At 61.3% G+C, this 25982-nt stretch carries 22 protein-coding genes; 9 read left to right on the top strand and 13 right to left on the bottom strand.

All coding sequences use genetic code 11. From position 1 onward, the window contains the following. The first annotated feature begins 202 nt into the window (after positions 1–202). The 8 genes from GKKCFE_RS07330 (at position 203) to cobA (ending at position 11960) form a co-directional block, all read left to right on the top strand. Positions 203–1414, top strand: coding sequence for a CmpA/NrtA family ABC transporter substrate-binding protein (locus tag GKKCFE_RS07330; RefSeq protein ID WP_047227153.1), 1212 nt, complete (start codon positions 203–205; stop codon positions 1412–1414). 14 nt (positions 1415–1428) lie between these two features. Then, positions 1429–2004 carry an ANTAR domain-containing response regulator gene (locus tag GKKCFE_RS07325; protein WP_025212689.1) on the top strand — a complete coding sequence of 192 codons (576 nt, stop codon included), beginning with the start codon at positions 1429–1431 and terminating at the stop codon, positions 2002–2004. A 387-nt stretch (positions 2005–2391) separates the two neighbouring features. Further along, a complete protein-coding gene (locus GKKCFE_RS07320; protein WP_047227151.1) occupies positions 2392–3603 on the top strand; it encodes a nitrate/nitrite transporter in 1212 nt (403 codons plus the stop codon). Between the two features lie 9 nt (positions 3604–3612). Next, positions 3613–5283 (top strand): protein kinase domain-containing protein, encoded by a 1671-nt coding sequence (locus GKKCFE_RS07315; RefSeq protein WP_445577670.1) that lies wholly within the window; start codon positions 3613–3615, stop codon positions 5281–5283. A 426-nt stretch (positions 5284–5709) separates the two neighbouring features. After that, on the top strand, positions 5710–8163 hold the full coding sequence (nirB, locus tag GKKCFE_RS07310) for a nitrite reductase large subunit NirB (RefSeq protein WP_445577669.1): 2454 nt from the start codon (positions 5710–5712) through the stop codon (positions 8161–8163). Further along, positions 8160–8477, top strand: a complete 318-nt coding sequence (gene nirD / locus GKKCFE_RS07305; protein ID WP_047227148.1) for a nitrite reductase small subunit NirD — start codon at positions 8160–8162, stop codon at positions 8475–8477. The genes nirB and nirD overlap by 4 nt, the downstream gene beginning before the upstream one ends. Further along, on the top strand, positions 8477–11194 hold the full coding sequence (locus tag GKKCFE_RS07300) for a nitrate reductase (RefSeq protein ID WP_445577668.1): 2718 nt from the start codon (positions 8477–8479) through the stop codon (positions 11192–11194). Before nirD ends, GKKCFE_RS07300 begins: the two co-directional genes overlap by 1 nt. A 10-nt stretch (positions 11195–11204) precedes the next feature. Beyond that, positions 11205–11960, top strand: a complete 756-nt coding sequence (gene cobA / locus GKKCFE_RS07295; RefSeq protein WP_047227146.1) for a uroporphyrinogen-III C-methyltransferase — start codon at positions 11205–11207, stop codon at positions 11958–11960. Positions 11961–12163: 203 nt separating this feature from the next. Here the strand turns inward: cobA and GKKCFE_RS07290 are convergent, their stop codons facing one another. The 8 genes from GKKCFE_RS07290 to ppsA form a co-directional block, all read right to left on the bottom strand. After that, on the bottom strand, positions 12164–13198 hold the full coding sequence (locus GKKCFE_RS07290) for an OmpA family protein (protein WP_047227145.1): 1035 nt from the start codon (positions 13196–13198) through the stop codon (positions 12164–12166). A gap of 107 nt (positions 13199–13305) precedes the next feature. Continuing rightward, positions 13306–13896: an RNA polymerase sigma factor SigX gene (sigX, locus tag GKKCFE_RS07285; RefSeq protein WP_042729583.1), complete on the bottom strand. Its 591-nt coding sequence runs from the start codon at positions 13894–13896 to the stop codon at positions 13306–13308. A gap of 91 nt (positions 13897–13987) precedes the next feature. After that, complete coding sequence (locus tag GKKCFE_RS07280; RefSeq protein ID WP_047227144.1) at positions 13988–14812, bottom strand: mechanosensitive ion channel family protein; 825 nt, start codon at positions 14810–14812, stop codon at positions 13988–13990. A gap of 2 nt (positions 14813–14814) precedes the next feature. After that, complete coding sequence (locus GKKCFE_RS07275; protein ID WP_014337331.1) at positions 14815–15060, bottom strand: hypothetical protein; 246 nt, start codon at positions 15058–15060, stop codon at positions 14815–14817. A gap of 63 nt (positions 15061–15123) precedes the next feature. After that, positions 15124–16119, bottom strand: coding sequence for a zinc transporter ZntB (locus GKKCFE_RS07270; protein WP_047227143.1), 996 nt, complete (start codon positions 16117–16119; stop codon positions 15124–15126). A gap of 25 nt (positions 16120–16144) precedes the next feature. Beyond that, on the bottom strand, positions 16145–16636 hold the full coding sequence (rraA, locus tag GKKCFE_RS07265) for a ribonuclease E activity regulator RraA (protein ID WP_047227142.1): 492 nt from the start codon (positions 16634–16636) through the stop codon (positions 16145–16147). Positions 16637–16763: 127 nt separating this feature from the next. After that, positions 16764–17753: an alpha/beta fold hydrolase gene (locus GKKCFE_RS07260; protein WP_047227141.1), complete on the bottom strand. Its 990-nt coding sequence runs from the start codon at positions 17751–17753 to the stop codon at positions 16764–16766. 158 nt (positions 17754–17911) lie between these two features. After that, a complete protein-coding gene (ppsA, locus tag GKKCFE_RS07255; RefSeq protein WP_047227140.1) occupies positions 17912–20287 on the bottom strand; it encodes a phosphoenolpyruvate synthase in 2376 nt (791 codons plus the stop codon). Positions 20288–20466: 179 nt separating this feature from the next. Between ppsA and ppsR the strand changes: the two genes are divergently transcribed. Beyond that, entirely contained in the window at positions 20467–21285 is an 819-nt protein-coding gene (gene ppsR, locus GKKCFE_RS07250; RefSeq protein ID WP_003199510.1) for a posphoenolpyruvate synthetase regulatory kinase/phosphorylase PpsR, read from the top strand. A gap of 138 nt (positions 21286–21423) precedes the next feature. Here ppsR and GKKCFE_RS07245 read toward each other — a convergent pair whose 3' ends face one another. The 5 genes from GKKCFE_RS07245 to GKKCFE_RS07225 form a co-directional block, all read right to left on the bottom strand. Beyond that, positions 21424–21651: an MbtH family protein gene (locus tag GKKCFE_RS07245; protein WP_047227138.1), complete on the bottom strand. Its 228-nt coding sequence runs from the start codon at positions 21649–21651 to the stop codon at positions 21424–21426. A gap of 84 nt (positions 21652–21735) precedes the next feature. Then, positions 21736–23148: an aspartate aminotransferase family protein gene (locus GKKCFE_RS07240; RefSeq protein ID WP_047227280.1), complete on the bottom strand. Its 1413-nt coding sequence runs from the start codon at positions 23146–23148 to the stop codon at positions 21736–21738. A 118-nt stretch (positions 23149–23266) separates the two neighbouring features. Further along, positions 23267–23773 (bottom strand): GNAT family N-acetyltransferase, encoded by a 507-nt coding sequence (locus tag GKKCFE_RS07235; protein ID WP_139050744.1) that lies wholly within the window; start codon positions 23771–23773, stop codon positions 23267–23269. A 116-nt stretch (positions 23774–23889) separates the two neighbouring features. Then, positions 23890–25212, bottom strand: coding sequence for an ATP-binding protein (locus GKKCFE_RS07230; RefSeq protein WP_107322189.1), 1323 nt, complete (start codon positions 25210–25212; stop codon positions 23890–23892). Next, the gene (locus GKKCFE_RS07225; RefSeq protein ID WP_139050745.1) at positions 25209–25889 is read right to left on the bottom strand and encodes a response regulator; all 681 of its coding nucleotides are present in this window, start codon (positions 25887–25889) and stop codon (positions 25209–25211) included. Before GKKCFE_RS07225 ends, GKKCFE_RS07230 begins: the two co-directional genes overlap by 4 nt. Positions 25890–25982: the final 93 nt, after the last annotated feature.

The raw sequence follows: 25982 nt of genomic DNA, 5'->3' as shown, positions 1-25982 counted from the left end.
ATTATAGCCGGGCTACGACGACGCACGCGAGGCGCCTGCACAAAACAGCGGCGATGGCATATGCCTTGCACCACTTGCGTTCATCGGCACCCATGCCAACGACGGAATGAGTGCCACACTGTATTTGAAGGACAACGGCGTCGTCATCCGGCCTTGCAAACGTCCGGATACGGCGCCTTTTTTTGTGGAAAGGTGATGCGCGATGAATGAAGTTCCAGCCAACCCCCTGGCCTGGGTCAACGGCAGCGATGCCCCGGAAAAGAGCGCGATCAATCTTGGCTTCATGGCCTTGAGCGACTGCGCGCCGCTGGTGGTGGCCGCCACCCAGGGCTTTGCCCAGCCTTACGGGCTGACTTTGAACCTCAAGCGCCAAGCGTCCTGGGCCAACCTGCGGGACAAGCTGGTCAGTGGTGAAATCGATGCCGCCCACAGCCTGTATGGCCTGATCTACGCGGTGCACCTGGGCATCGGCGGGGTCGCGCCGACCGACATGGCGGTGTTGATGGGGCTGAACCAGAACGGCCAGAGCATCAACCTTTCCCATGGCTTGCAGGCCCAAGGCGTGACCAGTCCTGAGGCACTGGAACAGCATGTGCACCAAACTCGCCCGAAACTGACTTTCGCCCAGACCTTCCCCACTGGCACCCACGCCATGTGGCTCTATTACTGGCTCGCCGCTCAAGGCATCCATCCGCTGTCGGATGTCGACAGTGTGGTGGTACCGCCGCCGCAAATGATCGCCCACCTGCAGGCCGGACGGATCGACGGGTTCTGCGTGGGCGAGCCGTGGTGCGCCAGTGCGGTCAAACAGAACCTGGGCTTCACCCTGGCGACGACTCAAACCATCTGGCCCGATCACCCGGAAAAAGTCCTCGGCTGCACCCGTGCATTCGTCGAGCAATACCCCAATACCGCCCGCGCACTGGTGATGGCGATCCTGCAAGCCAGTCGCTTCATTGAGCAAAGCACCGAGAACCGCCGCAGCACCGCACAACTATTGAGTGCCCCCGAATACCTGGACGCACCGCTGGATTGCATCGAGCCGCGCCTGTTAGGGATTTACGCCGACGGGCTGGGCAACAGCTGGCAGGACCCTCACGCGATGCGTTTCCACGGCAACGGCGAAGTGAACCTGCCCTACCTGTCCGATGGCATGTGGTTCATGACCCAGTTCCGCCGCTGGGGCCTGTTGCGTGAAGACCCGGATTATCTGGCCGTGGCACAGCAAGTCCAGCAGCTCACGCTATACCGTCAAGCCTGCGCGGCACTGGACATCGCCGCCCCCCGCCAGGACATGCGCAGCAGCCAATTGATCGACGGCACCATCTGGGACGGCTCGGATCCGGCCGCTTATGCCAAAAGCTTCAAACTGCACGCTTTGAGCGATGCGGCTCCCCTCTTCGCCAGCCGCTGACAGGAGCCACGACCATGCTGCGTATCCTGCTGATCAACGACACCGCGAAAAAAGTCGGCCGTCTCAAAGCGGCCCTGATTGAGGCCGGGTTCGAAGTCATCGATGAATCCGGATTGACCATCGACCTGCCGGCACGCGTCGAAACAGTGCGTCCGGACGTGATCCTGATCGATACCGAGTCACCCGGACGCGATGTCATGGAGCAAGTGGTGCTGGTCAGCCGCGACCAGCCACGACCGATCGTCATGTTTACCGACGAGCACGACCCGGATGTAATGCGCCAGGCGATCAAATCGGGCGTGAGCGCCTACATCGTCGAAGGCATCCACGCCGCGCGCCTGCAACCGATCCTCGACGTGGCCATGGCCCGCTTCGAAAGCGACCAGGCCCTGCGCGCCCAGCTCCTGGCCCGGGACCAGCAACTGGCCGAACGCAAACGCATCGAACTGGCCAAGGGCATGCTGATGAAGATGAAAGAATGCAACGAAGAACAGGCCTACACCCTGATGCGCCGCCAGGCCATGAGTCGCCAGCAGAAGCTGATCCAGGTGGCCGAGCAGATCATTGCGATGAATGAGCTGCTCGGCTGAAAGCCTTGCAGCGCCTGGCCCGGCGCTATCGCGAGCAGGCTCGCTCCCACAGATCCTGTGGCCACTGGAACTCCAATGTGGGAGCAGGCCCGCTCCCACAGGTTTCATGGCCACTGAAGATCCACTGTGGGAGCGAGCCTGCTCGCGATAGGTCTCACACTGCTCCCCTGTTGGCACAGTTCTCGCTTTAGCAAAGCCACAGGTAACCAACGGCGGTTGCCCCACCTACGACAAAGACGTCGCACACCCTCCTCGCCCCCTGGCGATTCGGGTTGCGGCGTTTTTTTGTTTTGATCCCACAGTCCGGGGTCGGTGGTGCAGCCACAGGCGGCGCACTGCTTCAAGGCACTGACTCATTTCTCGAGACTTTTACAGCTGAGGTGCGCGATGAATTCAAGCTTCTGGAAATCCGGCCACACCCCGACACTGTTCGCGGCCTTCCTCTATTTCGACCTGAGTTTCATGGTCTGGTACCTGCTCGGTCCACTGGCGGTGCAGATCTCTGCCGACCTGCACCTGACCACCCAGCAACGCGGCCTGATGGTGGCTACGCCGATCCTGGCCGGTGCCGTACTGCGCTTGTTCATGGGCCTGCTGGCCGACCGGATTTCACCGAAAACCGCCGGTATGGTCGGTCAGGTGATTGTGATCGGTGCACTGTTCTGTGCCTGGAAACTGGGCATCCACAGCTACGAACAAGCCTTGCTGCTGGGGCTGTTCCTGGGCGTGGCCGGTGCGTCATTCGCCGTGGCCCTGCCGCTGGCCTCCCAGTGGTATCCGCCACAGCACCAGGGCAAGGCCATGGGCATTGCCGGCGCTGGTAACTCGGGCACCGTACTGGCTGCGCTGATCGCACCGGTAATGGCAGTGGCATTCGGCTGGAGCAACGTGTTCGGTTTCGCGCTGATCCCGCTGATCGTGACCCTGATCCTCTTTGCCTGGCTGGCCAAGAACGCTCCCGAGCGACCAAAAGCCAAATCCATGGGCGACTACCTCAAGGCCCTGGGCGACCGGGACAGCTGGTGGTTCATGTTCTTCTACAGTGTGACCTTCGGCGGCTTCATCGGCCTGGCCAGCGCACTGCCCGGCTACTTCAACGACCAGTACGGCCTGAGCCCGGTGACCGCCGGTTACTACACCGCCGCTTGCGTCTTCGGGGGCAGCCTGATGCGTCCACTGGGCGGCGCCCTGGCGGATCGTTTCGGTGGCATTCGCACCCTGTTGGGCATGTACACCGTGGCCGCTGTCTGCATCGCGGCAGTGGGCTTCAACCTGCCAAGCTCCTACGCGGCCCTGGCCTTGTTCGTCTGCACCATGCTCGGTTTGGGTGCGGGCAACGGCGCGGTATTCCAACTGGTGCCACAACGCTTCCGTCGCGAGATCGGCGTGATGACCGGATTGATCGGCATGGCCGGCGGCATCGGCGGTTTCGCCCTGGCGGCAGGCATGGGCGCGATCAAGCAAAGCACCGGCAGCTATCAACTGGCACTGTGGTTGTTCGCCAGCCTCGGCGTCCTGGCCTGGTTCGGCCTGTACGGCGTCAAGCGTCGCTGGAGGACCACCTGGGGTTCGGCCGCTGTCACCGCGGCTCGGGTATAAATAGCCTCCATGAGCCTGCAACTGAGTTTTGCCGAAGCCAGTGCCATTGGCCCTCGGGAAGAAAACCAGGACGCCCTGCGCCTGGTGACCCCGGCGCCGGCCCTGGCCGCGAGCAAGGGGTACCTGTTCGCCATCGCCGACGGTGTGAGCCAATGCGCCGATGGCGGGCTGGCCGCCCGTTCGACCTTGCAGGCCCTGGCCCTGGACTACTATTCCACGCCGCAAACCTGGGGTGTGGCCCAAGCGCTGGACCGGCTGTTACTGGCCCAGAATCGCTGGCTGCAAGCCAACGGGGGCGGGCAACCGCTGCTCACCACCGTCAGCGCGCTGGTCCTTCGGGGCCGGCGCTTCACCCTGGCCCACGTGGGCGATTGCCGGGTCTACCGCTGGCACGACAATCATCTGCAGCGGGTCAGTGAGGATCACGTCTGGGAACAACAGGGCATGCAGCACGTGCTCAAGCGTGCCCTGGGGCTGGATCAGCACCTGATCCTGGACTTCCTCGATGGCGAACTGCGCACCGACGAGACCTTCGTACTGCTCAGCGATGGCGTCTGGGCGGTTCTGGGGGACACGGCCATCGCCGGTATCCTTCGCGACCAGCCGGACCTGGACATTGCCGCGCAAACCCTGGTCAACGCTGCGCACCTGGCCGGCAGCCAGGACAACGCCAGCGCACTGCTGGTGCGGGTCGATGCGGTGGGCGAAGCGAGCATTGGCGATGCGCTGGCCCAGTTGCAGCAATGGCCCCTTCCCCCGGCATTGAAACCGGGGCAAGTGTTCGAGGGCTGGCAGATCGAAAACCTGCTCGGTCAGAGCCAGCAATCGCTGCTCTACCGCGTACACGATGGCCAGGGCCAACCATGGTTGCTGAAAACCTTGCCGGGGCATCTACGGGACGATACTCAGGCCGGGCAGTCGTTGCTGTCGGAAGAGTGGTTCCTCAGGCGGGTCGCCGGGAGGCAGTTTCCGGAAGTCCACGGCGTTGCCCAGCGTCAGCATTTGTACTACGTCATGCGGGAATATTCGGGCAAGACCCTGGCCGAGCTGTTCAACCAGGGCGGCCCGTTGCCTCTGCCCCAGTGGCAGGATCTGGCGCAGCGGCTGGTGCACGCGGTGGGCCTGTTGCATCGAAGACAGATCTTTCACCGCGATATCAAGCCGGAGAACCTGCACCTGGGCGAGGATGGGGAACTGCGCTTGCTGGATTTCGGCCTGGCGTACTGCCCGGGATTGTCCGAAGACCAGGCCAACGTGCTGCCCGGCACGCCCAGCTATATCGCCCCGGAAGCCTTCGGGGGTGCGCCGCCGACGGCGCAACAAGACTTGTATGCGGTCGGCGTGACTTTGTATTTCCTGCTCACCGGACACTATCCCTACGGCGAAATCGAGGCGTTCCAGCGACCGCGCTTTGGCATACCGGTCAGTGCCCATCGCTATCGACCGGACCTGGCCGAATGGCTTGGGCAAAGCCTGGAGCGTGCCGTGGCGGCGGATCCTGGGCAACGGTTTGAAACCGCCGAGGAATGGCTGTTACTGCTGGAACAGGGTGAACGGCGCAGCTTGAGCGTCAGGCCTCGGCCGCTACTGGAAAGGGAGCCGCTGAAGGTCTGGCGCACATTGGCGCTGGTGTCTTTGGTGGTGAATCTGGTGCTGCTGTATTTAGCGTTTCATGGCTGAAACCCAGTCGCGTCTATCGCGAGCAGGCTCGCTCCCACAGGTTTTGTGTCCACCGCAGATCCAATGTGGGAGCGAGCCTGCTCGCGATGGCGGCCTGATGGTCCCTGCAACTGCGCCTGCGGGACGCTCCATTACCGGGCAACACGCTTTGATTCGGTGCAATAAATCCCGCTCCAATCCGCACAACCCGCCTCCCCTCCAATAAATCCGCGCCCTCAAGCCAGTTGGCACAACCACTGCATAACCTCTCTCACCATACATAAAGCAACGCCTCCAACGATGAGGGCGGTGCTTCCCGAGAGAACGGGACAAGGACAAAGGCGTCCTCGCTAGGCAACTAGCGGGACGCCTTTTTTTGTTTTCGTAAAAGTATCGAGCCAGTCCGAGCACCGTGATGAACCGGGCCTGAGCTTGTGGAGAACCCTGATGAAGAAACTCAAACTGGTGATGATCGGCAACGGCATGGCCGGGGTTCGAACCCTCGAAGAACTGCTCAAGCTGAGCAATGAGCTATACGACATCACGGTGTTCGGCGCCGAGCCTCATACCAACTACAACCGCATCCTGCTCTCGCCCGTGCTCGCCGGCGAGCAGACGTTTGAAGAGATCGTGCTCAACGACCTGAGCTGGTACCTGGACAACAACATCAAGCTGCTGCTCAACCGCAAGGTCGTGGAGATCGACCGAGTCAAGCGCCGGGTCATCGCCGAGGACGGCAGCGAAGCCGAATACGACCGTCTGCTGATCGCCACAGGCTCCACGCCATTCATCCTGCCGATTCCCGGCAACACCCTGGAGGGCGTCATTGGCTACCGCGACATCGCCGACACCCAGGCGATGATCAACACCGCCAAAACCCACAAACACGCCGTGGTGATCGGCGGCGGGCTGCTCGGCCTGGAAGCCGCCAACGGCTTGAAACTGCGGGGCATGGACGTGACAGTGGTGCACCTGGGTGAATGGCTGCTGGAGCGGCAGCTGGACAAGACCAGCGGTCAGTTGCTGCAAACCGCCCTGGAAAATCGCGGGCTGAAATTCCGCCTGAGCGAACAGACGCAAGCCCTGCACGACGCCGGCAATGGCCGGGTCGGCTCGGTGCAATTCAAGAACGGTGACATCATCCCGGCCGATCTGGTGGTGATGGCCGCCGGTATCCGCCCCAATACCGAACTGGCGGAAAAGTCCGGCATCCCTTGCAACCGCGGGATTCTGATCAACGACACGATGCAAACCTACGACCCGCGCATCTATGCCATCGGTGAATGCGCCAGCCACCGTGGAACCGCCTACGGCCTGGTGGCACCGCTGTTCGAGCAAGCCAAGGTCTGTGCCAACCACCTCGCGCAACTGGGCTTCGCCACCTACAAGGGTTCAGTGACCTCGACCAAACTCAAAGTCACCGGCATCGACCTGTTCTCCGCCGGGGACTTCATGGGCGGCGAAGGCACCGAGACCATCACCCTTTCCGACCCGATTGGTGGCGTCTACAAAAAACTGGTGATCAAGGATGACGTGCTGGTCGGCGCCTGTCTGTACGGCGATACGGCAGACGGTGGCTGGTATTTCCGCCAGATCCGTGAGAACCACGCCATCAGCGAGATCCGCGATCACCTGATGTTTGGGGAAAACGCCCTGGGAGACGTAGGACACCAGGGCCAGGACAAAGCCATGAACATGGCCGACACCGCCGAAGTCTGCGGCTGCAACGGCGTGTGCAAGGGCACCATCGTCAAGGCGATCCAGGAGCATGGGCTGTTCAGCGTCGATGATGTGAAAAAACACACCAAGGCCGCCAGTTCCTGTGGCTCCTGCGCCGGTTTGGTGGAGCAGATCCTGATCAACACCGTGGGCGGCGCGGCGGACGTCAAACCGAAAAGCGAAAAAGCCATCTGCGGTTGCAGCGATCTCAACCACGGGCAGATTCGCCAGGCGATCCGCGACCAGCATCTGCTGACCATCGCCGCAACCATGAGCTACCTGAACTGGCGCACCCCGAACGGCTGCGCCACCTGCCGCCCGGCGCTCAACTACTACCTGATTTCCACCTGGCCCGGCGAAGCGCACGACGATCCGCAGTCGCGCCTGATCAACGAGCGTGCCCACGCCAACATCCAGAAAGATGGCACTTACTCCGTCGTCCCGCGGATGTGGGGTGGCGTGACCAACCCGTCGGAGCTGCGGCGCATTGCCGATGTGGCCGACAAATACAACGTGCCGATGGTCAAGGTCACCGGCGGCCAGCGTATCGACTTGCTAGGGATCAAAAAGCAGGATCTGCCCGGAGTCTGGAAAGACCTGGACATGCCGTCCGGACACGCTTATGGCAAATCCATCCGCACCGTAAAAACCTGCGTGGGCAGCGAGTTCTGCCGCTTTGGCACGCAGAACTCCACCCAATTGGGAATCGAGCTGGAGCACGACCTCTTCAACATGTGGTCGCCCCACAAAGTGAAGCTGGCCGTTTCCGGTTGCCCCCGCAACTGCTCGGAAGCGGGCATCAAAGATGTCGGCATTATCGGCGTCGATTCCGGCTGGGAGATGTACATCGGCGGTAACGGCGGGATCAAGACTGAGGTCGCCGAATTCTTCGTCAAACTCAAGACCGCCGAAGAAGTGCGCGAATACAACGGCGCATTCCTGCAGTTGTACCGCGAAGAAGCCTTCTACCTCGAACGCACCGTGCACTACATGCAACGGGTCGGCATGGAGCACATCAAGAAAGCGGTACTTGAAGATCCGCAACGACGCAAAGCCTTGCATGACCGCCTGAAGTTCTCCCTGTCGCTGGAACAGGACCCCTGGAAAGAACGCCTGGAACAGCCCCAGCTGAAGAAAGAGTTTGAAGTCATCCCCGTGAAAAACCTGGAGGTACCGGCATGAACTGGCTGGATATCTGCGCACTGGAAGAGATCAACGCCCTGGGCTCGCGCATCATCAATGGCCCGAAAGGCGATATCGCGATTTTTCGTACCAGCGACGATGAGGTTTTCGCACTCGATGACCGCTGCCCGCACAAGGGTGGCCCGCTGTCCCAGGGGTTGATCTATGGCAAGCGCGTGGCCTGCCCGCTGCACAACTGGCAGATCGACCTGGAAACCGGCCAGGCCCAGGCCCCGGATGTGGGTTGCGCTCATCATCATGCGGCGCGGGTCGAAAACGGCCGGGTGATGCTGGCATTGCGGGAAGCAAGCTGATGAGCCGTCAAACCACCGCCTCGACCTGCTGTTATTGCGGGGTCGGTTGCGGCGTGCTGATCGAACATGACGACGAGCGTATCCTCGGCGTCAGTGGCGATCCCGCCCACCCGGCCAACTTCGGCAAACTGTGCAGCAAAGGTTCGACCCTGCACCTGACCGGCGACCTCGCCGCGCGTGCCTTATATCCCGAACTGCGCCTGGGCAAGGGCCTGTCCCGCGCCCGCGCCGATTGGGACAGCGCGCTGGATCACGCGGCCAGCATCTTCGCCGATACCATCGCCGAACACGGCCCCGACAGTGTGGCGTTCTACATCTCCGGGCAACTGCTGACCGAGGACTACTACGCCTTCAACAAACTCGCCCGGGCACTGGTGGGCACCAACAACATCGACAGCAATTCCCGGCTGTGCATGTCCTCCGCCGTGGTGGGTTACAAGCGCAGCCTCGGTGCCGACGCCCCGCCCTGCAGCTATGAAGACCTGGAGCTGAGCGACTGTGTGATGATTGTCGGCAGTAACATGGCCTACGCCCATCCGATCCTGTTTCGCCGCCTCGAGGACGCCAAGTCCCGCCGACCACAGATGAAAATCATCGTCATCGACCCACGGCGTACCGACACCTGCGACCTTGCCGACCTGCATCTGGCGATCCTGCCGGGCACCGATGTCGCCTTGTTCCATGGGATTTTGCACCTGTTGTTGTGGGAAGACTGGGTCGACCGCGATTTCATCAAGGCCCACACCGAAGGCCTGGCGGACCTCAAGAACCTGGTGCGCGACTACACCCCGGCCATGGTCGCCCAGATCTGCGGCATCAGCGTCGAGCACCTGCACCAGTGCGCCGAATGGGTCGGCACGTCGCCCAGCTTCCTGTCGTTGTGGTGCATGGGCTTGAATCAGTCCACCGCCGGCAGTGCGAAGAACAGCGCGTTGATCAACCTGCACCTGGCCACCGGCCAAATCGGCCGGCCGGGCGCCGGGCCCTTCTCGCTGACCGGTCAGCCCAATGCCATGGGCGGTCGGGAAACCGGTAGCTTGTCGAACCTGCTGCCGGGTCATCGCGACGCCGCCAACGCCGAACATCGCGCCGAAGTCGCTCGCTACTGGGGTGTTGAGCAATTGCCCGCGACCACGGGTTTGAGCGCCATCGAACTGTTCGAACAGGTTCGCAGTGGCAAGATCAAGGCACTGTGGATTGCCTGCACCAACCCCGCGCAGTCGATGCCTGACCAGACGGCGGTCCGGGAAGCCCTGCAAGCTTGTCCATTCGTGGTGCTGCAAGAGGCCTTCCGGACCACCGAAACCGCCGCGTTTGCCGACCTGCTGCTGCCAGCGGCCAGTTGGGGCGAGAAAGAAGGGTCGGTGACCAATTCTGAACGGCGTATTTCCCACGTCCGCCGGGCGATTGCCGCACCGGGTGAGGCACGGCCGGACTGGGCTATTACCGTGGATTTCGCCCAACGCCTGGAGAAACGCCTGCGCCCGGGTCAACCCAGCCTGTTCGCCTTTGAAACCCCGGCCCAGTTGTTCGATGAATACAAGCAACTGACCCGTGGCCGCGACCTGGACTTGTCCGGTATCAGCCATGCCCTGATCGATCAACTCGGTCCTCAGCAATGGCCCTTCCCGCAAGGCGCCAGCAGCGGAACACCGCGCCTGTATCTGGACGGGATTTTTCCTACCGACAATGGCCGCGCGCGGTTTGTCGCAGAACCGTATCGCGCCGCCAAAGAGTTGCGCGACGCCCGCTACCCATTGACCCTCAACACGGGTCGACTGCGGGACCAATGGCATGGCATGAGCCGCACCGGCACCGCCGCGCAATTGTTCGGTCATGTGAACGAAGCCGTGCTCAGCCTGCACCCTGACGAACTGCTTCGCCATCGCCTGCAAGCCGGTGACCTGGTCAGCCTCAAAAGCCGTCGTGGCGCCGTGATCGTGGCGGTGGACAGCGACGACAGCGTGCGCCCCGGGCAGGCGTTTCTGCCCATGCACTGGGGCGACCGCTTTCTCAAGGGTGGGGTCAATACCCTGACTCAACCGGCCTTCGACCCCCTGTCAAAACAGCCGGAACTCAAACACAGCGGCGTGCGCCTGGAACCGGTGAACCTGCCCTGGCAGCTTTTCGCCCTGGTCGAAGGCGATGTTCAACAGCACTTGGAGACTTTGCGACCATTGTGCGAGGCGTTTGCCTACGTCAGCCTGAGCCTGACTGGGCGCGAACGTCCCGCGTTGCTGATTCGCGCGGCCAGCGCCGTCGCCCCCGAACCGCAGTTGCTGCAGGCGATCGACGAGCAATTGGGGCTGATCGAAGGGCCAGTGCTGGCCTATGACGACCCGCGTCGTTCCATCGGTAAACGGGTGCGAATCGAGAACGGTCGCATCACCGCCATTCGCTTGGCCGGCGAAACCCTGGCCCGCCACTGGCTGCAGAACCTCTGGCTGGAAGGCCGCGCCGATGAGCAGTTGCGGCGCTGGTTGCTGGCGCCTTTGAGCGCCCCACCAGGCAATGCCAGCGCCGCCGTTGGCGGCAGCAAAACACTGTGCAACTGCATGAACGTCAGCCAGCGTGCGATCTGCGCCGGCATTGAACGTGGCCTGGACTTGCAGGGGCTGAAACAGGAACTGGGCTGCGGCACGCAATGCGGCTCCTGTGTGCCGGAAATCAAACGCCTGCTGGTTGCCACCGCGCAACCGGTGGCCGCTGTCTCGTGAGGAAAACACTATGAACGCAAAAGTCTGGCTGGTGGGTGCAGGTCCCGGCGACCCTGAATTGCTGACCCTCAAAGCCGTGCGCGCCTTGGGCGAAGCCGACGTGGTGTTGATCGACGATCTGGTCAACGATGCAGTGCTGGAGCACTGCCCTGGCGCGCGGATCATCGCCGTCGGCAAGCGCGGCGGATGCCGTTCCACGCCACAGGCTTTTATCCATCGGCTGATGCTGCGTTATGCCCGCCAGGGCAAATGCGTGGTGCGCCTCAAGGGCGGCGACCCGTGCATCTTCGGCCGGGGCGGCGAAGAGGCGCAGTGGCTGCGCGAGCATGGCGTCGAAGTGGAACTGGTCAATGGCATTACGGCCGGCCTCGCGGGTGCGACGCAATGTGATATTCCGCTGACGCTGCGTGGGATTGCCCGGGGCGTGACGCTGGTCACCGCCCACACCCAGGACGGTAGCAGCCTGAACTGGCAAGCCTTGGCACAAAGCGGGACCACCTTGGTGGTGTACATGGGGGTGGCGAAACTGAGCGAGATCCGCGAGCAACTGCTGGCCGGAGGCCTGGCGGCGGACACGCCAGTGGCGATGATTGAAAATGCCTCTCTGCCCCATCAGCGCGACTGTCGCAGTGACCTGACCTCGATGGAGGCCGATGCAGGCGCATTTCAACTCAAGAGCCCGGCGATCCTGGTGATTGGCGAGGTAGCCAGAGCTGCTGAGCTGGCAGGCGCGCAACCGGCCTGGGTCCAGGCTTCGGCGCTATAGCACAGACACCAGCAAACCTGTGGGAGCGAGCCTGCTCGCGATGGCGGTGGATCAGCAACATTGATGCTGACTGACACACCGCCATCGCGAGCAGGCTCGCTCCCACAGTTTTTTGTGTTTCTCCAGCCCCGCCCCTGATTTTCATAAATCGCAGGCAAAGAAAAGCCCGGCCTAAGCCGGGCTTTTCCAAAGCTGTGGGCTAATTACTTAGCTTCGGCTTCAACCTGCGCTTCTACGCGACGGTTAACAGCACGGCCAGCGTCAGTAGCGTTGTCGGCAACTGGGCGGGATTCGCCGTAGCCAACAGACTGAACGCGGGACGATTCAACACCGTACTGGTTGGTCAGGACTTGCTTAACGGCGTTTGCACGACGCTCGGACAGAGCCTGGTTGTAAGCGTCAGGACCGACGGAGTCAGTGTGACCTTCAACAGTAGTGGTGGTGGATGGGTACTGCTTCATGAAATCAGCCAGGTTCTTGATGTCGCCGTAGCTGTTATCTTTAACGACCGCCTTGTCGAAGTCGAACTTGACGTCCAGCTCAACACGTACGACTTCAGCAACAGCTGGGCAGCCATCAGCGTCAACGGTTACGTTGGCTGGGGTGTCAGGGCACTTGTCGACGTTGTCGCACACGCCATCGTTGTCGCTGTCGGAGCAGACTTCAGCCGGAGCTGGAACTGGAGCAGCAGCAGGCTTGGAGCCGCCACCGAAGTTCACACCGATACCGACGCTTGGAGCCCACTCGGTGTCGCCCTGGTCGATGTTGTACTGAGCTTCAACGCCGGCACGGGCGTAGAAGTTGTCAGTGAAGTACAGCTTGGCACCGCCGCCAACGTTGGCGAAGGTGGAGCCGTTGCGACCGCTACGGCCGTTCTGACCGATGCTCTGATCGGAGAAACCAGCCGATACGTAAGGACGCAGCATGTCGCCTGGGTTGTTGAAGTGGTACAGAGCGTCCAGAGCGGTGTTGGAGCCCTTGATGTTACGACCGTCTTCGGCACGTGCGTTGTGCACTTCGTCGTAGGCCAGACGCAGTTCTACGTCGTCGGTCAGGAAGTAACCAATCGAGCCGCCGAACAGGTTGCCGTTGTTCTTGAAGTCGCGAGCGCTGTCGAACATTTCTTTCTTGGCGAAGCCTTCGATTTCAACTGCGCCTTGGCCTTGTGCCAGAGCGCCGAACGAAGTGGCAGCAATCAAAGAACCAATGGCAAAGCCCAAGGTGTTTTTCAGTTTCATCCGTTAAATCCCCATCTGGTGATTGTAAAGCAGTCCCGCAAACCGGGGGACAACTCGGCGACAAGTCTATCAGAACTTGCCTACACGTAAGAGATATTTGCGCCGAACTAAGTTTCAGCAATACCCGCAAATTTCTCACGCAATTTATCAAGAGCGCGCTTGTAACGCATTTTTGTCGCGCTCAACCCCATGTGCATTATGTCTGCGATCTCTTGGAATTCCAGCTCTGCGACAAATCGTAGCACCAGAATTTCCCGGTCGATCGGGTTCACATGGACAAGCCAGCGATCCAGCCCACCCTTTTCCTCTGGTTTGGGCGCCTTTTCTTCAGACGCTTCCTCCAGAGGATCCAGGCTCAAAGCATCCATCAAGCGACGCTTTCGCCGTTCCTTGCGGTACTGCGTGATGCATTCGTTGTACGTGATGCTATAGAGCCATGTCTTGAACTTCGATTTCCCCTCGAAGTTCTTCAGGCCATACAGCACCTTCAACATCACCTCCTGACAGACATCGTCAGCATCACGATCGTTCCCCAGATAACGCGCACAAACGTTAAATAATGTTCTCTGGTAACGGCGCATCAATTCTTCGTAAGCACGCGTTACGTGGAAAAGTTCCGTATGCGCGCGCGCGACCAACTCCTCATCGGAGAGATCACGGGGGTCGTAGCGCGTGGATAGCGATTGGGGTTTGTTCAAAACAAGTCGGGCCGACAGTCTAGGTCAATGTGCGCCGCAGCCTGCGTTAACGGGCATTTTGCGGCGGCATACATTAGCAGGGTTTGCCGGGTTAGCGGCTACTCACATGCTGTTCCAGTAGGATCCGATTGGAGAGCGATACCAATTCACCCTCCTCGGTCAGCAATGTGGTCTTCACCGTGCCGATCTCTTCGATCTGGCCTTCGACCTCGCCAACACGCACTTGTTGCCCAACCTCATACAATTCACGCACATAGATTCCCGCAAGAATCTGGCCGGCGATTTCCCGGCTTCCCAACCCCATTGCCAGCGCAACCGCCAGACCAACGGTAATCAATACGATGACGATCACATGGTTGAGCAGGTCAGTCTTGACCTCCAACTGGCTGATCGCGACCGAAATACTGATGATGATCACCAGGCCCTGGGCAATTCGCCCCAAGCCCTGGGCGTAGTCAAGCCCGACACCTTCGGCCGCGCCGCGCACCAGCCCGTTGGCCAATTGCGCCAGCAGAACGCCCACCAGCAATACCAGCGCGGCACCGAAAACCTTCGGCAAATACAGCGCAAGCATATCGAGCGTAGCTGAAACTCGCTCAAGGCCCAGGGATTCAGCGGCAGAAACCAGGAAAATCAGCAGAACGAACCAGTAGACGATCTTGCCGACCAAGGTCGAGATCGGAACCTGAATGCCACCGCGCGACAGCAGCTTGGTCAGGCCGGTGCCGCCCATCAGGCGGTCGAGCCCCAATTTGGCGAGCAGTTTTGAAAGCAGGGTGTCCAGCAGCTTGGCCACCACGAACCCCAACAACAGCACCACCAGGGCGCCGAAGAGGTTGGGGATGAAATTAGCCACCTTGGTCCACAACGCGGTCATTGCCGTGACGAGGCTCTGGGTCCAGAGATCAAGTTCCATATTCAATCAGCCTTATCAGCGGTGCGAGTAACAGGTTTACGACGGGAAACCGGCGAAACGTGGGCCGACCCGTTATTCAGGGCGATCATCAGCGCGGGCAACCAGCGGCCCAGCAGGCTGAACAGATCGCCGGCGCCAACCTGGCGGTTGGCGGTTTTCAGTACACGTCCCAGGCATGCATCGTCGTCCCGGCTGGACGGCGAAGCCTTGAGCATGTCGCGCAAAGACTGTTCAAACGGATCGTGCATACGCACCTCTCGTGATGTCTGTGAAAGACGCGATCAAATTTCGGCAGGTCACATGGCGCCCCGTCAAACCCAGCGCAAACGGCGGAACAGCCACCACTGACCGAGGGCCACGCCGACCATCAACAGGCATGCAACCAGGAAGCCATAAGGGCTTTCGGAGAACGGAATACCGCCGACGTTGATGCCCAAAAGACCGGTGAGAAAACTCATCGGCAGAAAAATCCCGGTGATGATGCCGAAGCGGTACATGGTGCGATTCATACGCACCGACAGACGCCGGTCCTCGGCCTCCAGCACAAGCCCCACGCGCTCTCGGGTCAATTCCAGCTCTTCGAGGTAGCGGGTCAGGCTGTTGTTCAATTCATTCCAGTAATCGCCATCATCCTCGACAAACCACGGCAGTTTGAGCCGTGTCATCTGGCCGAAAATATCCCGCTGGGGGGCCAGGAACCGCTTCAGCCCGGCCGCCCTTCTGCGAATGTGCAAAATGGCATCATGCTCGGGGGTATACCGTTCGTCGGTATCAATCTTTTCTTCTTCGCTATCGACGATTTCCGAGAGCTGGGTGACCAGATCCTGCACCTTGTTGGTCAGGTACTGCGCCATATAAAGGATGAGTTCCGACGCAGTCCTTGGCCCCTCGCCCTCGGCCAGTTGCGTCAACAGTTCATCGGTGGCGCGCAACGGACGCAGGCGCAGGGAGATCACTCGCTGGGGGGACGCGAAGATCCGCACCGACACCATGTCCTCCGGTTCTGCGCCCGGATTGAGGTTGACGCCGCGCAGAAACAGCAGCAGTTCGGCGTTGGGCAGCGGCAACAGGCGCGGCCGGGTGTTCTCCTCCAGCAGCAGGTCGCAGTTGAATTCGCTCAGGCCACTGGACTTGCGCAGCCAGGTGTGGGTTTGCGGATGACTGCGATCCCAGTGCAGCCACAAGCTTTCGTGGGCCTGTAACTGCAAATCGTCGAGTTCTGTCCGGGCTATCGAACGCGCGCCACCATTACCGTCCAGCACCAGGGCATGCACCAGCCCCCATTGCGCGTTTTCTTCCTCGAACATCCTCATCCCTTATGGCTTTGACGCTTCATTCAGGCATTTTCAGCGGGCTGGGCGACACAATCACGCCGTTGTTGTCCGCATAGACATACTCGCCTGGACGAAACGTCACGCCGGCAAAGGTCACCGCGACATTGAGATCGCCGATGCCACGCTTGTCGGTTTTCATCGGATGGCTGGCCAGGGCCTGGACACCAAGGTCTGTCTGGGCGATGACGTCGACGTCGCGGATGCAACCGTAAATCACCAGCCCTTCCCAGCCGTTTTTCGCGGCTTTTTCGGCCAGCATGTCACCCAGCAATGCCCGGCGCAGTGAGCCGCCGCCATCGACCACCAACACTTTGCCGTTGCCCTTGAGTTCCACCTGCTCCTTGACCAGGGAGTTGTCCTCGAAGCACTTGATGGTCACGATTTCGCCGCCGAAGGAATCGCGGCCACCGAAATTGCTGAACATCGGCTCCAACACTTGCACCAACTCCGGGTAGGCGTCGCACAGGTCGGGCGTGAGGTAATGGTTCATTGAACAACTCCTGTAAAGGCTGGAACGTCAGGCTGAGTGAGCAACCGTTTGTGACCGGAACCGCGTATCGCGTCATATCTTAGCCGCAAGCCGACAAGAGCGAAATGCCCTTGTCAGAGCCTTCGCTTCAAACCGCTTCGGCCAGCCTGGATGGATCCGCCAGTAGCGGTGCATGCTGATCTGCCAGCCAACGCGCCACCAGCGGCCAGACCTCAGCATGGGCCGCTTTGCTGACCAGCATCTCGACATGGCCGAAATCGTCGGTAAAGCCCTGCTCCCGGCCCAGGCAGACAAACTGCTTGTGCGCAGAGCCGACCTGCTCGAAGAGTTTGCGGCAAGCCCAGGTCGGATCCTGCTGGTCGCCGGCCGCGCTCACCGCCAGTATCGGCACCTGCACATCGGCCAGCCCCGCCCACCAGTTCTTCTGCGCATCACCAAAACGCCCGAACAGGCCATACCAGCGCATGCTCTCCAGCGCCAGGCCGATGGGCTCGTCCTCCGGGCCGCGCTTGAGCCGCGAACCGGACAACTGGGCAAAACGCTTGAGAATGAAACGTCCGCTCCATTCCACCGGCGGGATCTTCAGCGGCCAATAAGTGCGGCTGACCTGGGTGCCAAAAAACGCCGCCGAAGCCACCGCCGGCTCGCCCAGATAGTGACCGCCCAAGGCCGCCGCCAGGGTGATGCCGCCCAAAGAATGGCCGATCCAGTGCGGCACCTGCCCGCTCTGCTCACGCACAAAGGCGCCGATGGCCGGCAGGTCGTAACGAGCGTAATCGGCCACGCGGTTCTTGCGGTAATCGTGATTGCGCTGGGACAGGCCATGACCGCGCATTTCGGGAATCCACACGTCAAAGCCCAGCCGCGCAAGATAGGCCCCCAGTCCCAGGCCCTTAGGCGAATACCAGAAGCGCCGGTTGGAAAAACTGCCGTGCAGCAGGATCACGGGAACGCCGCGAACCTCGCTGCCGTCGGCCATGCCCAGTCGGGTGACGGCCAGTTCAACGCTGTAGTCCGGGCTGTTGCCGGGCTTCAGACGATAGACGTCTTCGCTCAGATCACCACGCCGTTCGGCGCTGATCAGGGCGACAGGAAAAAGGTTGCTGCTGCTCTGCATAATGCTCTTGCACAAAAAAAGACGACTGTGGGAGCGAGCTTGCTCGCGATTGCGGTGGATCAGCAGAAATAAACTTGGCTGACACTCCGCTATCGCGAGCAAGCTCGCTCCCACAAAGGTTACCCGGCTTACATCACCGGTGAGGCCCCTTCACTCGATCAGACCGCAGCCTGACCTTCAGCCAGGAAGAACCAGGTCTCCAGCACGGAGTCGGGGTTCAACGAAACGCTTTCGATGCCCTGCTCCATCAGCCACTTGGCCAGGTCCGGGTGGTCCGAAGGGCCCTGACCGCAGATGCCGATGTACTTGCCGGCCTTGTTGCAGGCGGCAATGGCATTGGCCAGCAGCTTCTTGACCGCCGGGTTCCGCTCGTCGAACAGGTGCGCGATGATGCCGGAGTCACGGTCCAGGCCCAGGGTCAGCTGGGTCAGGTCGTTGGAGCCGATGGAGAAACCGTCGAAGAATTCAAGGAATTCTTCAGCGAGGATCGCGTTGGACGGCAGCTCGCACATCATGATCACGCGCAGGCCGTTATCACCACGGGCCAGGCCGTTTTCCGCCAACAGGTCGACAACCTGGCTCGCTTCGCCCAGGGTGCGCACGAACGGCACCATGATCTCGACGTTGGTCAGGCCCATCTCGTTGCGCACACGCTTGAGGGCGCGGCACTCGAGTTCGAAGCAGTCACGGAACGATTCGCTGATGTAACGCGAAGCGCCTCGGAAACCCAGCATCGGGTTTTCTTCTTCCGGCTCGTAGAGCTTGCCGCCAATCAGGTTGGCGTATTCGTTGGACTTGAAGTCCGACAGGCGCACGATGACCTTTTTCGGCCAGAACGCAGCCGCCAGGGTGCTGATGCCCTCCACCAGTTTCTCGACGTAGAAACCGACCGGATCGTTGTAACCGGCAATGCGCTTGTCGACGCTGTCCTTGATCTCCGGCGGCAAGCCGTCGTAGTTCAGCAACGCCTTGGGGTGCACGCCAATCATGCGGTTGATGATGAATTCCAGGCGGGCCAGGCCCACACCCGCGTTCGGCAGTTGCGCGAAGTCGAAGGCGCGATCCGGGTTGCCGACGTTCATCATGATCTTGAACGGCAGGTCCGGCATGGCGTCCACGGAGTTCTTCTTGATGTCGAAGCCCAGTTCGCCTTCGAAGATATAGCCGGTATCGCCTTCGGCGCAGGACACGGTGACGCCCTGGCCGTCCTTGAGCAACTGAGTGGCGTTGCCGCAACCGACCACAGCCGGAATGCCCAGTTCACGGGCGATGATCGCCGCGTGGCAGGTACGTCCGCCGCGGTTGGTGACGATGGCGCTGGCGCGCTTCATCACCGGTTCCCAATCCGGGTCGGTCATGTCGGAAACCAGCACATCGCCGGCCTGGACCTTATCCATCTCCGAGACGTCCTTGATGATCCGCACCTTGCCGGCGCCGATGCGCTGGCCGATGGCACGGCCTTCCACCAGCACGGTGCCGGTTTCCTTGAGCAGATAGCGCTCCATGACATTGGCCTGGGTACGGCTCTTCACGGTTTCCGGACGGGCCTGCACGATATACAGCTTGCCGTCGTCACCGTCCTTGGCCCATTCGATGTCCATCGGGCACTTGTAGTGCTTCTCGATGATCATCGCCTGCTTGGCCAGCTCGCTGACTTCGGCGTCGCTCAGGCAGAAGCGCGCGCGCTCGGCCTTGTCCACGTCGACGGTCTTGACCGAACGACCGGCCTTGGCTTCGTCGCCGTAAATCATTTTGATGGCCTTGCTGCCCAGGTTACGGCGCAGGATGGCCGGACGACCGGCTTCCAGTGTGCCTTTATGGACATAGAACTCATCCGGGTTCACCGCGCCTTGTACGACAGTTTCACCCAGGCCGTAGGCGCCAGTGATGAACACCACGTCACGGAAACCCGACTCGGTGTCGAGGGTGAACATTACCCCGGCGGTGCCGGTTTCGGAGCGGACCATGCGCTGCACACCGGCAGACAGGGCGACCAGTTTGTGGTCGAAGCCCTGATGCACACGGTAGGAAATGGCACGGTCATTGAAAAGGGAAGCGAAGACTTCCTTGGCGGCACGGATGACGTTTTCCACGCCACGGATATTCAGGAAGGTTTCCTGCTGGCCGGCGAAGGAGGCATCCGGCAGGTCTTCGGCGGTGGCCGAGGAGCGCACGGCGACGGCAACGTCGGGATTGCCTTCGGACAGTTTGGCGAAGGCGGTGCGAATTTCGGCGTTCAGCTTCTCGGGAAACTCGGCTTCCATGATCCATTGGCGGATCTGGGCGCCGGTCTTGGCCAAGGCGTTGACGTCATCGACGTCCAGGGCATCGAGCGCGTCGTGGATCTGTTTGTTCAGGCCGCTCAGTTCCAGAAAGTCACGATAAGCCTGAGCCGTCGTGGCGAAGCCACCTGGCACCGATACGCCGGCACCGGCGAGGTTACTGATCATCTCGCCCAGGGATGCGTTCTTGCCCCCCACATGCTCTACATCATGGACGCCGAGCTTATCGAGGGAAACTACGTACTCTACCAAGGTGATCTCTCCACTAACTGTGTTGGAAAAGCTCAAGGCACCGGTGGCTCCAGGGGAGCGAATACCGGCGATATGGCCTGGACCTGGAAAATAAGTGAGAATGCGGGCCACTGGCGGCCGGCAAATCGCGCCTATCATATCCAAGAATCGTCACTAGCTCACTAGGGCCCAAGGCGCAAATGAAACGATCTGCTTTCTTTATCTCCGACGGCACCGGCATTACAGCCGAAACACTGGGCCAAAGCCTGTTGGCGCAATTCGAAAACATTACCTTCGCCAAATTCATACGTCCGTACATCGACAGTGTCGACAAGGCGCGGGCCATGGTACAGCAAATCAATAAAGCCGCCGAAACCGACGGTTTCCGCCCGATTATCTTCGATACCATCGTCAATCAGGACATCCGTGAGATTCTCGCAACCTCCAATGGTTTCATGATCGACATTTTTTCCACCTTCCTGGCGCCTCTGGAGCAGGAGCTGAGCGAGCATTCCTCCTACTCGGTCGGCAAGTCCCATTCCATTGGTCATAACTCCAACTACATGGAGCGCATCGAGGCGGTCAACTTCGCCCTGGACAACGATGATGGCGCCCGTACGCATTATTACGACAAGGCCGATTTGATCCTAGTGGGTGTGTCGCGCTGTGGTAAGACGCCGACGTGCCTGTACATGGCGATGCAATTTGGTATCCGCGCGGCCAACTATCCGCTGACCGAGGACGACATGGAGCGCCTGCAACTGCCCAGCGCCCTGCGCGCCCACCAGCACAAGCTGTTCGGTTTGACCATCGATCCGGATCGCCTCACTGCGATCCGCAACGAGCGCAAGCCCAACAGCCGCTATTCGAGCTACGCCCAGTGCGAATTCGAAGTGCGCGAGGTAGAAAACCTGTTCCGGCGGGAGAACATTCCCCACATCAACTCCACGCATTTTTCCGTGGAAGAGATTTCGGCGAAGATCCTGGTGGAGAAAGGGGTGGAGCGGCGGTTCAAGTAACCCGCAACAACACAAAACCCTGTGGGAGCGAGCCTGCTCGCGATAGCGGAGTGCCAGCCAACATTAATGTCGCTGATCCACCGCTATCGCGAGCAGGCTCGCTCCCACAGGGGTTGAGGCGTCCTTACATGCTCTGCATTAATGGACTACCGCCACCTGCTCATCCATTTTCTTGCGCAGGCTCAAGGGACGCATGTCGGTCCAGACTTCTTCGATGTAGGCCAGGCAGTCCTTTTTGAAGCCGCTTTTGCCAACCGCACGCCAACCTTCGGGGATGGCTTTGTACTCAGGCCAGATCGAATACTGTTCTTCGTGGTTGACCACGACCTGAAAGACGATGTCCTCGCGGTCGAATACTGAAGTCATGGGTGTCTCTCCATCTTTGTTCGAGGTTCACTGCGGCGCATGCGCAGCCAGGGTATGAAAGGAACGTTTGGAGCCGGGTGAAAATTAGGCTTGGGCAACGGCAGCCTTCAAGGCGCGTCCGAAAATCTCGGCAACCCGGTCGATCTCCGTCGCTGTGATGGTCAGCGGCGGCAGGAAACGCACCACGCCGCCCTGCCGGCCACCCAACTCCAGGATCAACCCGCGTTTGAGGCATTCACGTTGCAACCGTGGCGCCAAGCGCGCATCTACCGGCGGGTGGCCCAAGGCATCCGGCATTCCGGCCGGGTCAACCAGTTCGACGCCAAGCATCAGCCCGCGTCCACGGATATCGCCCAGTTGCGCAAAATCCCGCTGCAGGACGTGCAGGTGTTCGCTCAAGCGATCGCCCATGGCGCTGGCGTGGGCCGGCAGGTTGTGTTCCACCAGATAACGCATCACCGCGGAACCGGCAGCCATGGCCATTTGATTGCCACGGAAGGTCCCGGCATGGGCTCCCGGCAGCCAGGTGTCGAGCCAATCGCGATAAACCACCACCGCCAGCGGCAGACTGCCGCCGATGGCCTTGGACAGCACCACCACGTCTGGAATGATGCCGGCGTGTTCGAACGCGAACATTTTACCGGTGCGGCCAAAACCACTCTGGATCTCGTCGACAATCAACGCCACGCCCGCCTGCTCGGTGATGCGCCGCAACCCGCGCAGCCAATCCAGATCGGCCGGTATGACCCCACCCTCGCCCTGCACCACCTCGACAATCACTGCCGCCGGCAATTGCACGCCGGCCTCGGGGTCGGTCAGCAGGTTTTCCAGATAATGCAGATTGGCCTTCACCCCCGAGGCACCGCCCAAACCGAACGGACAGCGGTAATCGTAGGGGTAAGGCATGAATTGCACACCGTTACCGAGCAAGGCGCCCAAGGGTTTCTTCGGTCCCAGGCTGCCCATCAGGCTCAGCGCCCCCTGGCTCATGCCGTGATAACCGCCCTGAAACGACAACACGGTGCTGCGCCCGGTGGCCGTGCGCACCAGTTTGAGAGCAGCTTCCACCGCATCAGTGCCGGTGGGGCCGCAGAACTGGATCTTCGCCTCGGCGGCAAGGTCCGCCGGCAACAGGCCGAACAGGTCCTGGACGAAGCGATCCTTGACCGGCGTGGTCAGGTCCAGGGTATGCAAAGGCAACTCATCGCTCAGCACCTGCTGGATCGCCTCGATCACCACCGGATGGTTATGCCCCAGGGCCAGGGTGCCGGCCCCGGCCAGGCAGTCGATGAAAGTGCGACCCTCGACGTCCTCGACATACAAACCCCTGGCGCGCTTGAGGGCCAAGGGAATGCGCCGTGGATAGCTGCGGGCGTTGGACTCCTGCCGGCTCTGGCGGGCCAGCAGCGGCGACTCGTTGAATTGGTAGAGCGTCTCGGTCGGCGCGCAACTGACCCGCGCCGGCTGTGCTTCGATAAGACTATTGGCGACTGACATCTCTCGACCCCGCAATACACTGTAGTAGTGACCCAAATGGCACACCGGGCAGGTGCGCATCCGGTCGGGGCGCACGTGCAGGCTTCCTGTTGTGGAAACGCACCGGCGCGGCAAGGATTTACTCTGGAATCGAACTTTCCCCCGCAGGCTCGACCAGTGGCTTGTGCATGGCAATGGCGGTGACACCGCCGATGGCGAACGCCTCGGCGCTTTGCCTGAACCCCAGGTGTCGATAGAACCCGTGGCTGCTGCGTGTGCTGTTGAGGGTCGCCTGGACGACCCCGCGACCGCGCAACCACGCCTCGATGTCCCGTACCAGCGCTCGCCCGGCACCGCGGCGAAACCATTCCGGTTGCACATAGCAGAACGCGATCCGGCCTGAAACCGAGGCCATGGCGGTGCCCACCAGCCGCCCCTGCAAACGCGCCAGGGTCAGGCGCAACCTTGGGTCGAGCAGTAAGGGTTGTAGGTGAGCGAGGGTGTTGTGGCGTATCCAGGCTGCCACGATGCGCGGGTCGTTACGGTGTTCGGCGGCACATCCTAGGCGGATGGAGCGTTCGGCGATCCGGCTGATGATGCCGGCATCGCTGGGGGTGGCGGTGCTGATTTCAATGAGTGGTTCCATGGCGCGGTGTTCCTCAGTCCTTGAGTCGAGCTGAGAAAAACATAGCCTCGGATGAGGTGGGTGCGCCAATGGCAGGTCGTTACAACGGATGTATGCAGCTCCCCGGTAGACCTGGGTTAACCCACCTGTACAGGCATCGTCAATTCAACCCGCAATCCGTCCGGACGGCTGTCGAAATGCAGACCGCAACCACAACGCTGGACGATGGCCTGGACAATCGCCAACCCCAGTCCGCAGCCGGTGCTCTGGCCGTTGCGCCAGAAGCGCTGGGTCAGGTACTGGATATCGTCGGCGTCAATGCCGGGACCATGATCGCGAACCTGGAAGCGTACACGCTGGCCAATCATTTCCAGGCTCAATTGCACCTCGGTCCCGTCCGGCGTATGCCGCAAGGCGTTGTCCAGCAGATTGCGCAAGGCGGCGATGGAAAGCACCGCCGGCATTTGCACCGGCGCGTCGGACACCCCGGGTGCCAAATGCAGCTTGATCCGCTGGGGAGCGCCGCCGGTCGCATCCTGGATCGCCAGTCGCGCCACTTGCTCGGCGTTGCACTGCACGCCATCGTCGAACGACAGGCTGCCCTCGACCCGGGCCAGCAGCAACAACTGTTCGAGGGTGCGGTGCAAGCGGTCGGCGCCCTCCTCGGCCCGGGCCAGGGACTGATCGCGGGCGACGCCTTCGGTCATGCGCGCCACTTGCAGGTGAGTCTTGATGGCCGTCAATGGGCTGCGCAGTTCATGGGCGGCATCGCCGGTCAGCCGGCGCTCGCGCTCAATGGTCTTGCCGATCCGCTGGAACAGCTGGTTCTGGGTCTCAAGCAACGGCCGCAGTTCGCTGGGCAGCGGATGGATCTGCAACGGCTCCAGGGAGTCGGCATTGCGTCGCATCAATGCATCGCGCATGCGATTGAGCGGTGCCAGACCCTGGCCGATGCCCAGCCACAACAGGCACAGGCAGCCCAGCAGCGCCACGCCGACCGGCACCGAGGCCGCCAACAGCACCGACATGTTCAAGGCTTCGCGTTCGATCTGGCGGTCGGCGGTGGTGATGCGCAAATCCCCTCGGGCCAGGGTGAAACTGCGCCAGGGCGCGCCGTCGATCATCTGGTCGTGAAAGCCCAGCTTCTCGGCTTCCAGGGTTTGGTCTGGGGTGCCATGGCTGCGGGCCAGGATCTCCCCCCGCAAGGAGCTGACCTGGCAAGCCATGCCCCCCGGAATGCTCACCTGCTCGGTTTTCAGGTGCGTGCCTTCCCCTTTGCTGGGCAATGGCATCTGTTCCAGCAGCCCGGCGACCATCCGCGCCGAAGCCACCAGCCGCTGGTCGAGGGAAAACATCATCTGGTTGCGCAGATCACTGAGCATCCACGCCGCCGCCAGGGCCCAGATCAGGGCGAAGGCCGCGCCGAGGGTCAGACTCAGGCGCAATCGCAGGCTCATCACTTGGAGGACTCCCCGCCGTCGGCCGGCCCCAGCCGATAACCCAGCCCGCGGACCGTCTCGACAATGCCATTGCCGAGCTTGCGCCGCAGGTGATGGATATGGACGTTGAGGGCGTTGCTTTCCAGTTCGTCATTGAACCCGTAGACGCTGTCCTTGAGTTGCTCGGTGGACAGGACCCGACCGCGACTGTGCAACAGCGCCTGCAGCAATGACTGCTCACGCCGGGAAAGGTCCACCGGCTGTCCGCCGAGGGTGGTTTCCCGGCTGCTGGGGTCGTAGGTCAGGCGGCCGTGCTCGATCAGATTGACGCTGCGCCCCGCCACGCGCCGTAGCAAGGTGTGCAGGCGCGCCGCGAGTTCACGCAGATCGAAGGGTTTGAGCAGATAATCATCGGCACCGGCCTGCAAGCCGTCGACCCGGTCGGTCACCGAGTCCCGGGCGGTGAGGATCAGCACCGGTATCTCCAGACCTTGCTGGCGCAATTGGCGCAACAATTTAAGGCCATCCTCGTCGGGCAGCCCCAGGTCCAGCACCATGACGTCGAACCGGGCCACGCCAACCATCGCCCGCGCCGCCGACGCCGTGGCGACGTGTTCGACGGTCAGGCCCTGGGCCGTGAGCCCGGCGACGATCCCGCTGGCGATCAACTCATCGTCTTCGCAGACCAGTACGTGCATGGTAAGCCCCGTGGAAAAAGGTACATTAGGCCGCCGGCCGATTAAGCCGACATTATGCGACGAGTACGGCAAACATGGGCGATCATTGCTACC

The organism is Pseudomonas sp. E141, from assembly GCF_052659885.1.
The sequence above is the reverse complement of the archived record's forward strand: the minus strand, read 5'-3'. Positions and strand labels throughout refer to the sequence as shown.